This is a genomic window from Bacillus sp. F56 (assembly GCF_001748205.1).
Lineage (GTDB): Bacteria > Bacillota > Bacilli > Bacillales > Bacillaceae > Bacillus > Bacillus stercoris.
Window position 1 is genome coordinate 379,549 of the sequence record NZ_BDFC01000005.1, and the last position, 14,493, is coordinate 394,041.

Sequence of the window (14,493 nt, forward strand, 5' to 3'; positions counted from 1 at the left end):
GAGGGCTTTTTTACTTTCTCAACAGCGCTTCGAGCTTTCCTTTTGTTTTCGATCCGTAGATACCATCTGCAGAAAGCCCATGCATCAGTTGGAATCGTCTGATGGCATCGGCGGTTTTCGGTCCATAAATGCCATCAGGATTTAGTTCATTCATCAACTGGAACCGTCTGACTGTGTCATCAGTTTCCAAACAAATAATCTGAATAGGTAAATTGACACAGATCAAATGATTCATTTCCCACTTTTGAATTACATCGCTGTCTTTTTCTTCATTCCCATATGGTAAAATCTAGTTAGAGTTTTTCAAACGAAAGGATATGATCATGAAAGTATTTGAAGCCAAATCACTGCTTTCAGAAGCAGATAGACGCGCAAAGGAATACAAGGAATTAAGAAGTCAGATGGTCAATCTAAAAAAGGCTTTTAAAGCTGTAGCTGATTTAGATGACAGTGAGTTTTCCGGCAAAGGCGCCGACAACATTAAAGCATTTTATCAAGATCATGCAGGTGTGGCTGACAATTGGATTGATCTAATTGATATGAAAATTGCTTTTTTGACAAGCATTTCGGGCGCTTTAGAAGAGGCCAACTTATCTGATGCATATATAGAAGAATCCTTCTTAGAACACGAGCTGGCTAACGCTTACACAAAATCAAAAGCCATTATGTCTGAACAAAAGAAAGCGATGAAAGATATCTTATATGATATCGATGATATTCTTCCGCTTGATTTGTTTTCGACAGAAAACTTCAAAGACGAACTTGCCGATGCGGAGGACAAACGCAAAAAAACAGTCGATAAACTAGGCAACGTGGACGAAGCACTTGTTACTGAATATGCCCAGTCAGAGCCAAACGAGCAATTCATCAAGAAGGACTTCCAAAAGCTTGAGGAATCCACAGGAAAAGGCAAAAACGCTACGCCCATTCACTACAACGCCAAGGCGTACCGTGAAAGTGACATACATAAGAAAAAAGGCGATATCGAGAAACAGACTGAAGCTTATTTGAAGATCAAGAAAGATGAAGCGAAAGAACGAGAAATCAAAGAATTGAAGAAGAAGCTAGCTGACGGAGTGACTGATCCGAATGAATACTTAGAAATTGCCAAGAAGGTCGGCTATGAGAATCTTACCCCTGAGCAGCTTGAATTTGTTTCATTTCTTGAGCAGCGTAAAGCTTTCATGGATAACGGAAAAGAAGTATTGCGAATCATAGGTGATGGCGCTAAAGGTGCGATTGTTGGTGTCTACGATCCTGCCAAGGATACCGGTGAAGGAGCTATTCAATTCGGATGGAATATCGGTTGGACAATTGATAACTTAAACAAGGATCCTCAAAAAGTGCTGGATACAGTTCTGGAATACGACTATCAAGCTGCCTTTCAAAGTATGGTTGACACATTGAAGGATAATTGGGATACAAAAATGATTCACGGGGATGCATACACACGGCTGCACTATGTTACTTATTTGGGCGGAAGTCTTCTGTTGTTGAAAGGTGGAAAGTCCTCTGTCTCAACAGGCTCGAAAGATCTTGCTAAAGTTGGGAAAACAGCTAGTGATACAATTAAGAAAGGTGGAAAGTCTGTAAAACAGTTTGTCAAATCTCCTGTTAACCGGTATACTCCTGCATTAGAAGGAATCCTTCAAGATGCTGAGGAAACCATTAACGTGAAAAATACTCCGCTGCTAAAAAGCATTGCGGAAGATAAAAAAGAGAGTGTTCTCAGAAAATCTGAAACTTCTAACAACATAGGTATAGGTAATGTCAAACAAGGTGATAGTACCCCTCTCGCACCTGGCGGCGGATTAGCTGCTCATGAAACAAAAGGCGGGCACCTTATTGAAAGACACGTTGGGAAGACCGACGAAGAACTAATTCAAAGACTTGATAAGAGCAAAATGAGTAACAAGAAGATATCCGGTTCATCATCATTTAAAGATAGAGCAACTGCAGAAAGAGTTGCTAATAGTGCTCTCACTAATAATAAAGTGAAAATAGAAAAATGGTTAAATAGTGATGTAAAAAAGCCTTTAGTACTCTCTTATAAAGGGAATGAAGTTTTAGGAAGAGGAATACCAAAGGGAGAAGATACAATTACTGATTTAACTAATGCTAAAATTATATTGAAAAAGAACAAAGATGGTAGCTTTATATTAACTGGCTACCCAACGAGGTGATACCATGATAGATACAAACATTTCCGAACCTGTATTTCAATTTCTAGGAGGTATTTTTCATCAAGATATAGAAACTCCAGAATCAGCACTGGACGAATACTTAGAAGAGATTCCAAAAGAAGAGCAAGAGACTGATATAGCAGCATTAAAAGATTTTATTAACAGTGATTATTCGGATGAAGAAAAGAATGATTTTATCGATGAAGCTGCTGACGGAGTGGACATTCTTAGTTACGGCGTATCTCCAATCATATGGCTCGAACAAGTTATTCAAAAAATCGAAAAGAATATTGAAATTTTATAATCCATTAAACCTAGCATAGAAACAGGGCTGATTTTAAATTCACTTCTTAATCTGCCTAAAAAAATTTTCGTTCTCAATTCGTCCTCATGCAGACACAAAGCTAACAAATATAACTAAATACAAAAAAACCCTTGCTACGCAAGGGTTTAAGCTATGATTCCGACTGGGCTCGAACCAGCGACCTCTACCCTGTCAAGGTAGCGCTCTCCCAGCTGAGCTACGGAATCATGATATGTATGTGTTGCTGGGTATGTTGTTGTCTTTCTGACAAGTTCTATTATATAACCTTCCCTTTTATTCGTCAACTGCTTTTTTAGAAAAACTTTTTTCGGACTTGCTGTTCCGTTCCCCGGCTATTATAATATGTCTTAATTTTCAAATAATAGAGGTGATGGGGTTTTGCATTCTTTGATTTCTTCCGATGATGTTTGGGTATTGTGGGGGTTTATTGCGGTGTGGGCGGCAGTGAGCATCGGGCTGGAGCAGCGCTTTAAGTGGGCGTCCGCTGTGTCGGGTGCTATTATCGCGCTTGCAGGTGCTATGATGTTTACGAATGTAGGAGTGCTTCCTGTTGAGTCGCCTGTATATGATACCGTATGGTCTTATGTAGTGCCGCTGGCGATACCACTTTTATTGTTTCAGATCAATGTTCGGCAAATTTTTAAGGAAAGCAGGCGTTTGCTGTTTATTTTTCTGATTAGCTCCGCTGGCACTGTCCTTGGGAGCATTCTAGCTTTTTTTCTTCTCAAACAGCATATTCCTTATCTCGATAAAATCGGCGGGATGATCAGCGCCTCTTATATCGGCGGCGGGGTCAACTTTGCGGCGATGGCGGCAAAATTTGAGACGCCTGGTGAATATGTGTCAGCTACCGTTGTGGCTGATAATTTTATGATGGCGCTTTTGTTTTTTATTTTAATCAGCATTCCTGCACTCAAATGGTTTCAGCGGCATTATGCCATGCCGTTTGAGGAGAAAGTGAAAGCCGATGGAAACAGCGGAAACAGTGCTGAAAGCTATTGGAAACGGAAGGATATTTCCTTAAAGGATATCGCATTTAATGCCGGTGCTGCTTTCGCGCTTGTTGCGGTAAGTATGAAGGTTTCCGGTTATTTTAAAAGCATTTTTTCTCATCCCCTGCTGACCGGTACGCTTGGCGATCAGTATCTAATGCTTACGTCTTTAACTGTTCTTATCATTTTTCTTTTCCCGCGTTTTTTTGAAAGACTCAATGGATCTCAGGAACTTGGAACCTTTTTGATTTATTTGTTTTTTGTGGTGATTGGCATTCCTGCAGATCTGCGCTTAATCGTTACCAATGCGCCTCTTATTCTATTATTTGTGTTTATCATTGCGATCAGCAATTTAGCGGTTTCCTTAGCTGTCGGAAAATTGTTCCGCGTTAGGCTTGAAGAAATTCTGCTCGCCGTCAACGCTGCTGTCGGCGGACCGACGACTGCTGCTGCGATGGCAATTGCCAAGGGATGGCGGGAGCTTGTCGCTCCGATCATGCTTGTCGGTACGCTCGACTACTTAATCGGCAACTATGTCGGCACTTTTATGGGAAATTGGTTTTCTTCCTTCTTATAAAAAGGATATTTGCATTTCCCTGAGAATAATGTAAGAGGAATGCTGACATGGGAACGGAGAGATCACTGTATGTTAAAAGGAAAAACCATTTATGTTAGACCTTTAGAAGTAACGGATGCCGAAGAAAATTTACGGCTGCAAAGCGAAAATCGGGATTTTTTCGAACAGTTTTCTATGATACGCGCAGACGATTACTATACGGTTGAGGGGCAAAGAAAACGAATAACCGAGTATCAGGAAAGACTTGAGAAAGATGAAGAATATCATTTTGGCATCTTTACAGCGTCAGACGATAGATTAATCGGGACGGTTTCGCTCTTTCAAATCATCCGTGGCGCACTACAAACTGCGTTCATTGGGTATTTTTTAGACAAAGCCCATAATGGAAAGGGCATTATGACAGAGGCAGTCAGATTGGTTGTTGATTATGCGTTCCGCGAATTGAGACTTCATCGGATTGAAGCCGGTGTGATGCCCCGTAATCTCGGGTCCATGCGTGTTTTAGAAAAAGCGGGATTTCATAAAGAAGGCATCGCCCGAAAAAACGTAAAAATTAATGGCGTTTGGGAGGATCATCAAGTCCTCGCGGTTTTGAATCCTGATGATGAACAATAAAAGAAGCCGGGCCATCCCCGGCTTCTCAGCGTGTCGACGAACCCTCGCATTCGTTGTCAGTCCTGCGCGTTAGTGCTCACGAATTATAACATTCGCCCCGCTCCAATGCTCGTCCTTCCTAGACTTCAAGGGTTTTCAATCACGCTGAAAAGATGACAAAGTCCTAAAACAGAAACCGTTTTAGGACTTTGTCTACAATCTGAGAAGCCGGGCCACCGGCTTCTTTTTAACGAACCGCCACTGGTGCAATTTCTTTCAGCGCTTGTTCGAAATCGCGTTCTAAATCGTCTGCATGTTCGACTCCCACACTAAGACGGAGCAGGCCATCAGTGATGCCGCGTTTTTCCCGCTCTTCCTTAGGCATTGCCGCGTGAGACATCGTTGCCGGATAGGACAAAATCGATTCCACTGCGCCAAGGCTGACTGCGAAGACCGGAAGTGACACATTCTCGACTAATTTCTTAACGGCCTCTTTGCTTTCAAGCTCAAAAGATAGTACGGCGCCCGCTCCCGTTGACTGGCTTTTATGGGTTTCAGCGCCGGGATGATCAGACAGTCCCGGATAATACACGCGCTTGACCGCCGGATGCTTCTGGAAAAACTCTGCAAGCCGCTGGGCTGTTTGGCTCGCTTTCTCTAAACGGACCTGTAATGTTTTTAATCCGCGCAGGACAAGCCAGCAATCCTGAACGCCAAGGACGGCGCCGAACGCGTTTTGCAGCTTATATAGCTGCTTCCCAAGCTCTTCATCCTTGACAGCAGCCAAACCTGAGAGCACATCGCTGTGTCCGCTTAAAAACTTGGTTGCGCTGTGAAGTACAATATCCACGCCGAGATCAAGCGGACGCTGCAGTGCCGGCGTCATAAATGTATTGTCCAGAAAGGTCAGGCAGCCGTTTTCTTTTGCAAGCTGAACAACTGCTTTAATATCCGTAATCCCAAGTGTCGGATTTGATGGTGTCTCCATATAAATGACCTTTGTGTTCGGCTTGATATTCCGCGCCACTTCATTACGATCCGTCATGTCGACAAATGTATGCTCAATGCCAAACCGAGTCAGCACCTCTGTCACCATTCGGAAGGTTCCGCCGTATACATCTTCGGTCACAAGAACGTGATCCCCCTGTGACAGCAGTAAAAACGCTGTTGAGATGGCAGCCATGCCTGAACTGAAAGCAAATCCTCTTGTTCCGCCTTCCAGTGCGGCAATTGTTTCTTCAAGAGCTGTTCTTGTCGGCGTGCCAGAGCGGCTGTAATCAAATGCGCCGAATTCTTCAAATGAAGATTGATGAAAGGTCGAGGCGTGCTGAATCGGCACACTGACCGCCCCGGTTGCGCCGTCTGTTTTAAATGGATTGTGCACGAGCTGGGTTTCCAGCGTCCAATTGTGATTACTCAAATGAAACAGCTCCCTCTTTGACCTGAGATAATGCCTGTTTTAGGTCCTCTTTTAAATCTTCCGCATGTTCAATTCCGACAGAAAAGCGCAGCAACCGATTGCAGACCCCGTTTGCGATACGGATCTCTTCAGGAATATCCATGTGCGTCTGGGTCGCAGGGTATGTAATGAAGCTTTCCACCCCGCCGAGGCTTTCTGCAAAACAAATGGTCTTCAGCGCTTTTAAAAATGGGTTGACCCACTCTTCTTTTTGCAGACGGAAGGACAGCATGCCGCCTTTTCCGGGATACAGTACATCTGAAATTTCTTCCTGCTCTTCCAAAAACGCCGCAAGCTCCTGCGCGTTTGCCTGATGCTGACGCATTCTTAGGCTCAGCGTCTTCATTCCTCTCATCAAAAGCCACGAATCAAATGGCGGCAGAACGGCGCCGATCGCATTTTGATGCTGAAACATTTCCTCTCCGAGCTGCTCATCCTTTACCACGACAAGTCCCGCAAGCAGATCGTTATGCCCGCCTAAATACTTTGTTGCGCTGTGAATGACAATGTCTGCTCCCAGCTCAAGCGGACGCTGCAAGACCGGTGTATAAAATGTATTATCTACGATCAGCAGAAGACCGTGCTCCTTTGTAATCCGGGCAATACGTTCAATGTCCGCCTCCTGCATGAGCGGATTTGTCGGCGTTTCCACAAACACGGCTTTTGTATTCGGCGTCAGCTTAGAGCGTAAACATTCCTCATCGCTAAAATCATCATAATGAAAGGTCAATCCGTATTTTTTCCATTCATTTTCAAACAGACGGTACGTGCCGCCATATAAGTCCGATGAAACGATCAGTTCATCTCCGCTTTTAAACAGCGCCATAATCGTTTGGATAGCAGCCATTCCCGAACTAAAGGCAAGCCCTCTTGCGCCGTTTTCTAAGTTAGCGATCGCGTCCTCAACAAGCTGGCGTGTCGGATTTTTTGTGCGGACATAATCAAATCCGGTTGATTCTCCGATCCCTCTGTGGCGGTATGCTGTTGATAAATAAATAGGAGCACTCACTGTCCCCGTGACTTCGTCGCTTCGGTTCCCAATTTGGGCTAATTTCGTTTCAACGTGCTGTGACATATAGCTGACACCTTCCCTTTTCAAAATAAAAACCCCTTCTTCATAAGAAGAAGGGGTTTAACGCTTCTTCTTATCTTCCAAGCATAAAAAACGCTTGCTGGATTTAGCACCTTGGCGCTTTGCACATGCAAAACAAGCCGGTTGCTGAGGTTTCTAAGGGCCAGTCCCTCCACCTCTCACGATAAGAAATATCGATTTCAATTTTCTGATTGTTTTATATTAGCGCAATTCACAGTTTATTTCAACACTTTTTTCTTCGTGTGCCGAACCGTTTAAAGAGAGAAATTTCTAATAATTCATGGTACAATAATTGAAAATGCAAGAAAGTATAGTGATGTCCTGGAGGAATGTTTTTATGGCACCGAAAAACGGCACAGTGCAAGAAAAGAAATTCTTTTCAAAAGAGCTTAATGAGGAAATGACCTTACTTGTTTATCTGCCGTCCAACTACTCCCCGCTTTATAAATACCATGTCATTATCGCGCAGGACGGCCACGATTATTTCAGGCTGGGGAGAATCGGCAGACAGGTCGAGGAATTGCTGTCGAAACGCGAAATAGACCGGAGCATTATTATTGGTGTTCCTTATAAGGATGTAAAAGAGCGCAGAAACACCTACCATCCGGAAGGTTCAAAATTTTCGGCGTATAAACGGTTCATCGCCCATGAGCTCGTTCCTTTTGCAGATGATGAGTATCCAACCTATCAGGTCGGTTACGGCCGAACGCTGATCGGTGATTCGCTCGGAGCAACCGTGTCACTTATGACAGCGCTTGATTATCCGAATATGTTTGGCAACATCATCATGCAGTCTCCCTATGTTGACAAACATGTACTAGAAGCCGTGAAACAGTCTGACGATATCAAACACCTCTCTATTTATCACCAAATCGGAACAAAAGAAACTGACGTCCACACGACAGACGGGAACATTCTGGACTTTACAGAACCGAATCAGGAGCTGAAACAGCTGCTGGAGAAGAAGCTTTCCGATTATGATTTTGAGCCATTTGACGGAGACCACAAATGGACATACTGGCAGCCGCTCATCACCCCGGCGCTGAAAAAAATGCTTTAACACTCTATCATACTTTATTTCCAGGAGGGACAGAATATGAAATACGGAATCGTTTTATTTCCATCAAAAAAGCTCCAAGACCTTGCAAACTCTTACAGAAAGCGCTATGACCCAAGCTACTCTCTGATCCCGCCACATTTGACGCTGAGAGCATCGTTTGAATGTGCGGAGGAGAAAGCGGATCAGCTCGTATCGCATTTGAGAAACATCGCAAAAGAGTCCCACCCAGTCGTTCTCAAATTGACAAAATACAGCTCATTTGCGCCTGTCAATAATGTCATTTATATTAAAGCAGAGCCGACGGAAGAGTTAAAAACACTCAATGAAAAGCTTTACACCGGTGTGTTGGCCGGCGAACAGGAATATAATTTCGTTCCGCATGTGACGGTCGGCCAAAATCTTTCCGACGATGAACATTCAGATGTGCTGGGACAATTAAAAATGCAGGAAGTGTCGCATGAAGAAATTGTTGACCGTTTCCACTTGCTTTACCAGCTGGAAAACGGATCGTGGACAGTTTACGAAACCTTCTTGTTAGGCAGAGGAGAATAATGTTTGGAAGCAGTGATCGCAAAAAATGAAGAACAACTGAAAGATGCTTTTTATGTAAGAGAAGAAGTTTTTGTCAAAGAACAAAACGTGCCAGCTGAAGAAGAAATTGACGAACTTGAAAATGAGTCGGAGCATATCGTCGTGTATGACGGCGAAAAGCCTGTCGGCGCCGGAAGATGGCGTATGAAGGACGGCTACGGCAAGTTAGAGCGCATTTGCGTATTGAAAAGCCACCGCTCAGCCGGTGTCGGCGGTATCATTATGAAGGCGCTCGAAAAAGCCGCTTCAGACGGCGGCGCTTCCGGTTTCATTTTAAACGCGCAAACACAGGCTGTGCCGTTTTACAAGAAACACGGGTATCGCGTGCTTTCTGAAAAAGAATTCCTTGATGCCGGCATTCCCCACTTACAAATGATGAAAGACTAAACAGCATCCGGGTCTATTAAGATCCGGATTTTTCCGCATATAAAAAAACCGTTCTCTCGTATGAACGGTTTTTTATACATATCGATTAATATATGTGCCCATTCCTTTTTCTCGCAATCTCTTATAAAGAGAGCGCTTACGTTTTGCCTCGTTTACTTTTCTTTCAGCAGCCGTTTGATTCTCCTGCTGTTTTTCCAGTTCTTTGTATACCCGCTGAAACGGGACATAGCTGATTTTTTCGGTTCCGGCATAATCCTGCTTATGTCCGATCGTTCTATTAGCATATTGAGCGTATTGCTGGTTTTGAATGTGACCTGCATATATCATACGATACCCACCCCTCTGCTGTCTCTTTTCCCTTAAACTTACTTTTTGAAACACATTTCTTTTGATATGATAGTCATTGTCTGTAATGAACACCTTTTGATTGGGAGGACCCCTTTTTGAAATGCGCCCGACTGAATGATCGAATTATACATTTACATACATATTCGAGAGAACATTATCAATTCCTCTTTGAAGAAGGAATAAAAGGACATTTATTTTGTTCTCATTGCGGAAAGCCCGTTTTGTTACGGCTTAACATCGCCGATCCGCCAGAATTTATCCATCGCCAGCCAGGCGATTTCCCGGCATGTGAGGAGGCGTGTGTTCCGAAGCCCGCCAAAGAGGAAAAAAAAGAAGATGATCAGGAATCTGGTGTTATTCGTTTGCCAAAGGGAAAAGCGATCGCCGCTGACTCGTCCCCAGCTGTCACGGAATGGCACCGTCCAAGAAGCATTAAACCAGGAACACCATTTGTTTCAAAAACAATAGAACCGGATACGAGCCTTTTTCCGTCTGTCGGTTTAAACACGGATCAGCTGAAAGCTGTCACGGAAACAGAAGGCCCGCTACTTGTGCTTGCAGGTGCGGGGAGCGGAAAAACACGGGTGCTGACAGCCCGTGCCGCCCACATGATCGAACACTTGGGCATACCGCCGGAAAACATGCTGCTTGTCACCTTTACAACAAAAGCTGTCGCTGAAATGAAAGAGCGTATGGCGAACCAGTACGGATTACAGCAGGCAAAAGTCAGAAGACTTGTCACAGGAACATTCCACAGTCTGTTTTATAAAATCTTATATCACTATGATTCTGCTAAATGGAACGGTGAGCATCTGCTGAAAATGGAGTGGCAGCGAGAACAATATATCAAAAAAGCACTCTATGAGGAGGGCATCGATGAGAAAGAGTTCCCAGTTGACCAAGCTCTGCAGCAGATCGGTTTTTGGAAAAACACTTATGTCCCAAATGAACGCATCCCTCTAAAAGATGAGTGGGAAAAACAAGTTTATCGTTTATATGAACATTATGAACGCCAGAAAAAAAAACATAGCCAATTTGATTTTGATGACATGGCTTCAGCCTGCTATGAATTGTTTATCGAGCGGCCTGACCTTCTGGAACAATATCAATCTCGGTTTACGTATATCTTAATCGATGAGTTTCAGGACATTAATCCGGTTCAATACAAAATCATGCAAATGCTCGCCAGCCCGGAGCAAAACCTGTGCTGTGTCGGAGACGATGACCAGTCCATCTACGCGTTTCGCGGAAGCAATCCGTCTTTCATTCTTGATTTTCAAAAGGATTATCCCGGAGCGAAGACGATTTATTTAACTGCGAACTACAGATCTACGCATCCGATCGTCTCTAGTGCTGACATCGTCGTGAAAAAGAATAAAAATAGGTATGCCAAAACGCTTGAAGCCGCTCGTGATGACATTCAGGTCCCTGTGCTTTTTTATCCTTACGACGAAGAGGAAGAAGCCACAATGGTCGTTTCCGATATCAAAGAAAAAATTCAAAACGGCGCCAGTCCAGAAGACTTTGCGGTTCTTTACCGCACAAACAGCGGGGGCCGCGCTATATATGAAAGGCTTCATCAATCGTCAATTCCGTATACAGCTGACCGCGGCGTCCAATCGTTTTATAGCAGACGGATCGTCCGTCAGATTCTCGCCTACTTGTATGCAAGCCAAAATGAGGATGACACTGAAGCGATTAAGCACTTGCTTCCCGCCTTGTTTTTAAAGCAGTCCGCTTTGAATACGCTGAAGGCGCTCTCGATTACCGAAGACTGCTCGATGATTCAAGCACTGGCCAAACTGCCTGATCTGAAGCCGTTTCAGCTTGACAAAATCAAGAAAATCGTACCGTTTTTCGCAAGCCTGCGCACGATGAAGCCTGTAGAAGCCATCACCTTTGCAGAAGGAAAAATGGGCTTCTCCGAGTATCTAAAAAAACGGGGCAATGAGGGCAACAAGCTAGAAAAAGGCTCCGATGACCTGCGCGATATCAAGGTCGTCGCCAAGAAGTTCAAAACGATTCCTGACTTTCTTGCCCACGTGGATCATATGAGGGCCGCTGAGAAAAACAGAACGGATGAACATGGCGTTCAGCTGATGACCATTCACCGGTCAAAAGGCCTTGAATTCAAAACAGTCTACGTGTTAGGCACTGTAGACGGCTCAATTCCGCACGATTTCTCATTAGAAACGGCAAGAAAAGGAGACGAGGCCGCTCTTGAGGAGGAAAGACGCCTTTTATATGTAGCGATGACACGGGCGAAACAGCATTTATATTTGTCTTGTCCCGCCAACAGGCGCGGCAAAACAGCCAACCGCTCAAGATTTTTGTATCCCCTTCTACAAAAAGCAAGACAGCCCTTGCATCATTAACAGCCCGGCAGATTACTGCCGGGTTTTTACCGTAAAAAAAGGCCTGCTGCAGTGAATCAGCCAGGCCATCTGCTTATTTATTATCCATCATTTTAGAAATCGTGCCAAAATCAAGCTTTTCTTTTCCGCTTGTAATAGATTCCACGATTTTATCTTCTAATTCTTTTGGCACGCGTCTGTTTGCCAGCTGCGCTACGCGGTTAATGACACTGCGCACTGTATTTTCATCTTTAAAATTAGCGTTTTGGAGTGATCCGGCAAGATTCATTACATCCTGCATCTTCACACCTGTTTTCTTTTCGATGTTCTTAAAAAATTGATTATCCATAATGCGCCTCCTTTTGGCGGAGTAATACAGTATTGTATGAACACCCAATGAGTAGTGTGCCTATTTAAAGTTGATTTTCTGACATTATGTTTTGTTGGCATAGTGTAAGGAAGCGCGGGACATTCCCGCACTTCCCTCTAAAGTTTTAGCAGAAATAAGATGCACCTACGATGATAAGAAGGATGAACAATACGACTAAAAGAACAAATGTTGAACCGTAGCCGCCTCCGTAACCGCCGGCATAGCCACCGTAGCCGCCGCAGCAGCCACCACCACCGAATCCGTATCCAAAGCCCATAGATAAGCACCTCCTTTACTCTCTATACACTATGTGAGCTGCTTGGATTGGCTTGGATATTCGCATAGGGCGTTTGCGGATTTACGATTGATCATATTGAGCTTGATGTTTTTTAAGTAAGGCCTCTGTTTTTTCAGCCAACGCTTCAATCTCATCTTCAAATTCCTTACCTGCTTTATCAAATGCATCCAAGTCTTTTCTGATGCTGCCCATCGTGTCTTCATGCTCTTTTTGCTTTTGTTCGTGCGGTTCATACCTTCCTTCTATCCATTTTTCAAACTCATTCACTTTGATCCCCCCGCTTATGATATATGCCGGTTGCGGCCGCCCTGTTAAAAAACAAAAAACCGGAGTTCTCCGGTTTCTTTGCCAGGCTATTGAGGCTTTTTCTTTTTATTTCCGCACCCGCAGCCCTTCTTTTTTATCTTTTTTGATTGATACGACGAATCTGTATATGGAGATTTTTGGGAAGGTTTATTATATTGATTCATTTTTGCTCCCTTCCTTTCCTTATGTCATATATGCTACTTTATGCGTATCCTGACGGAAAGTTGCTGGTGGGAATGCCTCATTCCTGCAGCCATTTTGATACAAGCGTTTCTATGATGCCGGCAAGGCCCGCGATCGCCAAAAGTAAAATCAGCCACTGCGCTGCTTGCGGGATCAACGCCTGGCAAAAAATCAAAAAGCCGGCGCACCATACGCCTGTGCACCAATAGCAGCTCAGCAATTCCCCTATAAACGCCCTGAGACCAGTTCCTTTAATCACGATATAAGTTTCAATGTTCCCGTCCGCATCCTTTTCCTCCTTCTCTTCATGAAACAGACTGCGAAGCGGCGCCATAATCGTGTCAAACACCAGCAGGCGGGCGAGCCGAAAGACCGCAAGCGATAGAAGGAAAAGGGAAAGCCAATTAATAACCACTTGGTCACTCCTTTCATCACCTTTCACTTATATGCCAAGTCCCTGGAATTTATGAATTGCATCTTGTCCCCATAAAATTTGGTTATTTTTCTTATTACACTTTTCACCTGAATTGCATTATATACAGTATGGATAAGAAAGGAGTGAAGGTTATGTCGATTGAAGAAAAAGTTGAATCCCTGCATCCTGCAATATTAGAGCAATTGACAAATGAATTTATTCAGCAGATTGAAATCATTGATTGCGAAAATATAATTATTGACACGACGCATATCACATCCTCACTTTCTATACAAGCGACACTCTCAGCCATGCTCTTTTTAGCCGTACAACTTGTTATAACAGATGAAGATTTGGCTGATACCATCGCAAGTGAACTCCTCTTTCTTGACAAAAGTCAAACCAAAAAAAGAACAACTATAAAAATCATAAACAGCCGAAATATCAGAGTCACTCTTCATTCAGACCAAACAATAACCTTTATTCAAATGTTAACTCAGGTAATTGACACTTTTATTATTGCATCAGGCATCCTTTAGCTCTTTCTTTTTCCTAAAAAAACTACAAATTGAGGTGAAAACAAATGTCAGATAATGAAAAACTGAAAGAAGAACTTTCAAAACTTCCAGCAATGGATCCAATGACTAAATTGCTTGTAGACAACGTTCTAAAAAAGCATGGTGTTACAAAAGATAAAATGAAGAAATTATCAGATGAAGAAAAAGAAATGTTCTTAAAAATGCTCAACGATGTTAAAGAAAAAGCACAGGCTCTAGCAGATAATCAAAATAAAAATAGAACTATTACAGAAAAAACGAACCTAAGAACCGAAAAACAAAACACCCGCAGAGAACAATTAATTCAGCAATTAAAGCAGAAACGCCAAAATAAAAAAGATCAATAAAAATAGTGATATGAACCAAGATGAATGCCTCAATCAAAATGAAACTATCTTTCA

The 14,493-nt window shown here is 43.3% G+C and carries 18 protein-coding genes, 1 tRNA gene and 1 riboswitch; of the genes, 10 read left to right on the plus strand and 9 right to left on the minus strand.

All coding sequences use genetic code 11. The features are described 5' to 3' along the window. Window positions 1–10: 10 nt before the first annotated feature. Window positions 11–235: a peptidoglycan-binding domain-containing protein gene (locus BFW96_RS22015; RefSeq protein ID WP_139123525.1), complete on the minus strand. Its 225-nt coding sequence runs from the start codon at window positions 233–235 to the stop codon at window positions 11–13. A gap of 88 nt (window positions 236–323) precedes the next feature. Here BFW96_RS22015 and BFW96_RS06570 point away from each other — a divergent pair, with 88 nt between their 5' ends. Further along, window positions 324–2,183 carry a ribonuclease YeeF family protein gene (locus BFW96_RS06570; protein ID WP_069838983.1) on the plus strand — a complete coding sequence of 620 codons (1,860 nt, stop codon included), beginning with the start codon at window positions 324–326 and terminating at the stop codon, window positions 2,181–2,183. A 4-nt stretch (window positions 2,184–2,187) separates the two neighbouring features. Continuing rightward, window positions 2,188–2,487 (plus strand): contact-dependent growth inhibition system immunity protein, encoded by a 300-nt coding sequence (locus tag BFW96_RS06575; RefSeq protein WP_069838984.1) that lies wholly within the window; start codon window positions 2,188–2,190, stop codon window positions 2,485–2,487. A gap of 154 nt (window positions 2,488–2,641) precedes the next feature. Here BFW96_RS06575 and BFW96_RS06580 read toward each other — a convergent pair. Next, window positions 2,642–2,714 (minus strand) — tRNA-Val (locus tag BFW96_RS06580). 172 nt (window positions 2,715–2,886) lie between these two features. Here BFW96_RS06580 and BFW96_RS06585 point away from each other — a divergent pair. Beyond that, entirely contained in the window at window positions 2,887–4,077 is a 1,191-nt protein-coding gene (locus tag BFW96_RS06585; protein WP_069838985.1) for a DUF819 family protein, read from the plus strand. 69 nt (window positions 4,078–4,146) lie between these two features. Next, a complete protein-coding gene (locus BFW96_RS06590; protein WP_069838986.1) occupies window positions 4,147–4,692 on the plus strand; it encodes a GNAT family N-acetyltransferase in 546 nt (181 codons plus the stop codon). 226 nt (window positions 4,693–4,918) lie between these two features. Here the strand turns inward: BFW96_RS06590 and metC are convergent, their stop codons facing one another. Beyond that, complete coding sequence (metC, locus tag BFW96_RS06595; RefSeq protein ID WP_069838987.1) at window positions 4,919–6,091, minus strand: cystathionine beta-lyase; 1,173 nt, start codon at window positions 6,089–6,091, stop codon at window positions 4,919–4,921. Continuing rightward, on the minus strand, window positions 6,084–7,205 hold the full coding sequence (gene metI / locus BFW96_RS06600) for a cystathionine gamma-synthase/O-acetylhomoserine thiolyase (protein WP_069839162.1): 1,122 nt from the start codon (window positions 7,203–7,205) through the stop codon (window positions 6,084–6,086). Before metI ends, metC begins: the two co-directional genes overlap by 8 nt. Window positions 7,206–7,272: 67 nt before the next feature. Next, window positions 7,273–7,393: riboswitch (SAM riboswitch) on the minus strand. A gap of 167 nt (window positions 7,394–7,560) precedes the next feature. Here metI and BFW96_RS06605 point away from each other — a divergent pair. From BFW96_RS06605 to BFW96_RS06615, 3 genes are read left to right on the plus strand one after another with little or no spacing between them, the layout of a single operon-like run. After that, the gene (locus BFW96_RS06605; RefSeq protein WP_040083426.1) at window positions 7,561–8,283 is read left to right on the plus strand and encodes an esterase family protein; all 723 of its coding nucleotides are present in this window, start codon (window positions 7,561–7,563) and stop codon (window positions 8,281–8,283) included. Between the two features lie 36 nt (window positions 8,284–8,319). After that, window positions 8,320–8,835 (plus strand): YjcG family protein, encoded by a 516-nt coding sequence (locus BFW96_RS06610; RefSeq protein WP_014663564.1) that lies wholly within the window; start codon window positions 8,320–8,322, stop codon window positions 8,833–8,835. Between the two features lie 3 nt (window positions 8,836–8,838). After that, on the plus strand, window positions 8,839–9,261 hold the full coding sequence (locus tag BFW96_RS06615) for a GNAT family N-acetyltransferase (RefSeq protein ID WP_069838988.1): 423 nt from the start codon (window positions 8,839–8,841) through the stop codon (window positions 9,259–9,261). A 72-nt stretch (window positions 9,262–9,333) separates the two neighbouring features. Here BFW96_RS06615 and BFW96_RS06620 read toward each other — a convergent pair whose 3' ends face one another. Continuing rightward, window positions 9,334–9,588 (minus strand): hypothetical protein, encoded by a 255-nt coding sequence (locus BFW96_RS06620; RefSeq protein WP_040083429.1) that lies wholly within the window; start codon window positions 9,586–9,588, stop codon window positions 9,334–9,336. A gap of 116 nt (window positions 9,589–9,704) precedes the next feature. On the opposite strand from BFW96_RS06620, the gene BFW96_RS06625 reads away from it, so the two are divergent. Further along, window positions 9,705–11,984, plus strand: a complete 2,280-nt coding sequence (locus tag BFW96_RS06625) for an ATP-dependent helicase (protein ID WP_069838989.1) — start codon at window positions 9,705–9,707, stop codon at window positions 11,982–11,984. Between the two features lie 73 nt (window positions 11,985–12,057). Here BFW96_RS06625 and spoVIF read toward each other — a convergent pair whose 3' ends face one another. The 4 genes from spoVIF to yjcA all read right to left on the minus strand — a co-directional run bounded on the left by spoVIF (window position 12,058) and on the right by yjcA (window position 13,535). Next, window positions 12,058–12,312, minus strand: coding sequence for a sporulation-specific transcription regulator SpoVIF (gene spoVIF / locus BFW96_RS06630; RefSeq protein ID WP_014479471.1), 255 nt, complete (start codon window positions 12,310–12,312; stop codon window positions 12,058–12,060). Between the two features lie 145 nt (window positions 12,313–12,457). Next, entirely contained in the window at window positions 12,458–12,610 is a 153-nt protein-coding gene (locus BFW96_RS06635; protein ID WP_069838990.1) for a YjcZ family sporulation protein, read from the minus strand. Between the two features lie 81 nt (window positions 12,611–12,691). Continuing rightward, window positions 12,692–12,898 carry a hypothetical protein gene (locus tag BFW96_RS06640; protein ID WP_040083432.1) on the minus strand — a complete coding sequence of 69 codons (207 nt, stop codon included), beginning with the start codon at window positions 12,896–12,898 and terminating at the stop codon, window positions 12,692–12,694. Between the two features lie 280 nt (window positions 12,899–13,178). Then, window positions 13,179–13,535: a sporulation protein YjcA gene (gene yjcA / locus BFW96_RS06650; protein WP_069838991.1), complete on the minus strand. Its 357-nt coding sequence runs from the start codon at window positions 13,533–13,535 to the stop codon at window positions 13,179–13,181. Window positions 13,536–13,687: 152 nt separating this feature from the next. Between yjcA and BFW96_RS06655 the strand changes: the two genes are divergently transcribed. Both BFW96_RS06655 and BFW96_RS06660 read left to right on the plus strand, forming a co-directional pair. Next, window positions 13,688–14,074 carry a spore coat protein gene (locus tag BFW96_RS06655; protein WP_069838992.1) on the plus strand — a complete coding sequence of 129 codons (387 nt, stop codon included), beginning with the start codon at window positions 13,688–13,690 and terminating at the stop codon, window positions 14,072–14,074. A 44-nt stretch (window positions 14,075–14,118) separates the two neighbouring features. After that, the gene (locus BFW96_RS06660) at window positions 14,119–14,439 is read left to right on the plus strand and encodes a spore coat protein (RefSeq protein WP_069838993.1); all 321 of its coding nucleotides are present in this window, start codon (window positions 14,119–14,121) and stop codon (window positions 14,437–14,439) included. The last annotated feature ends 54 nt before the right edge of the window (window positions 14,440–14,493 follow it).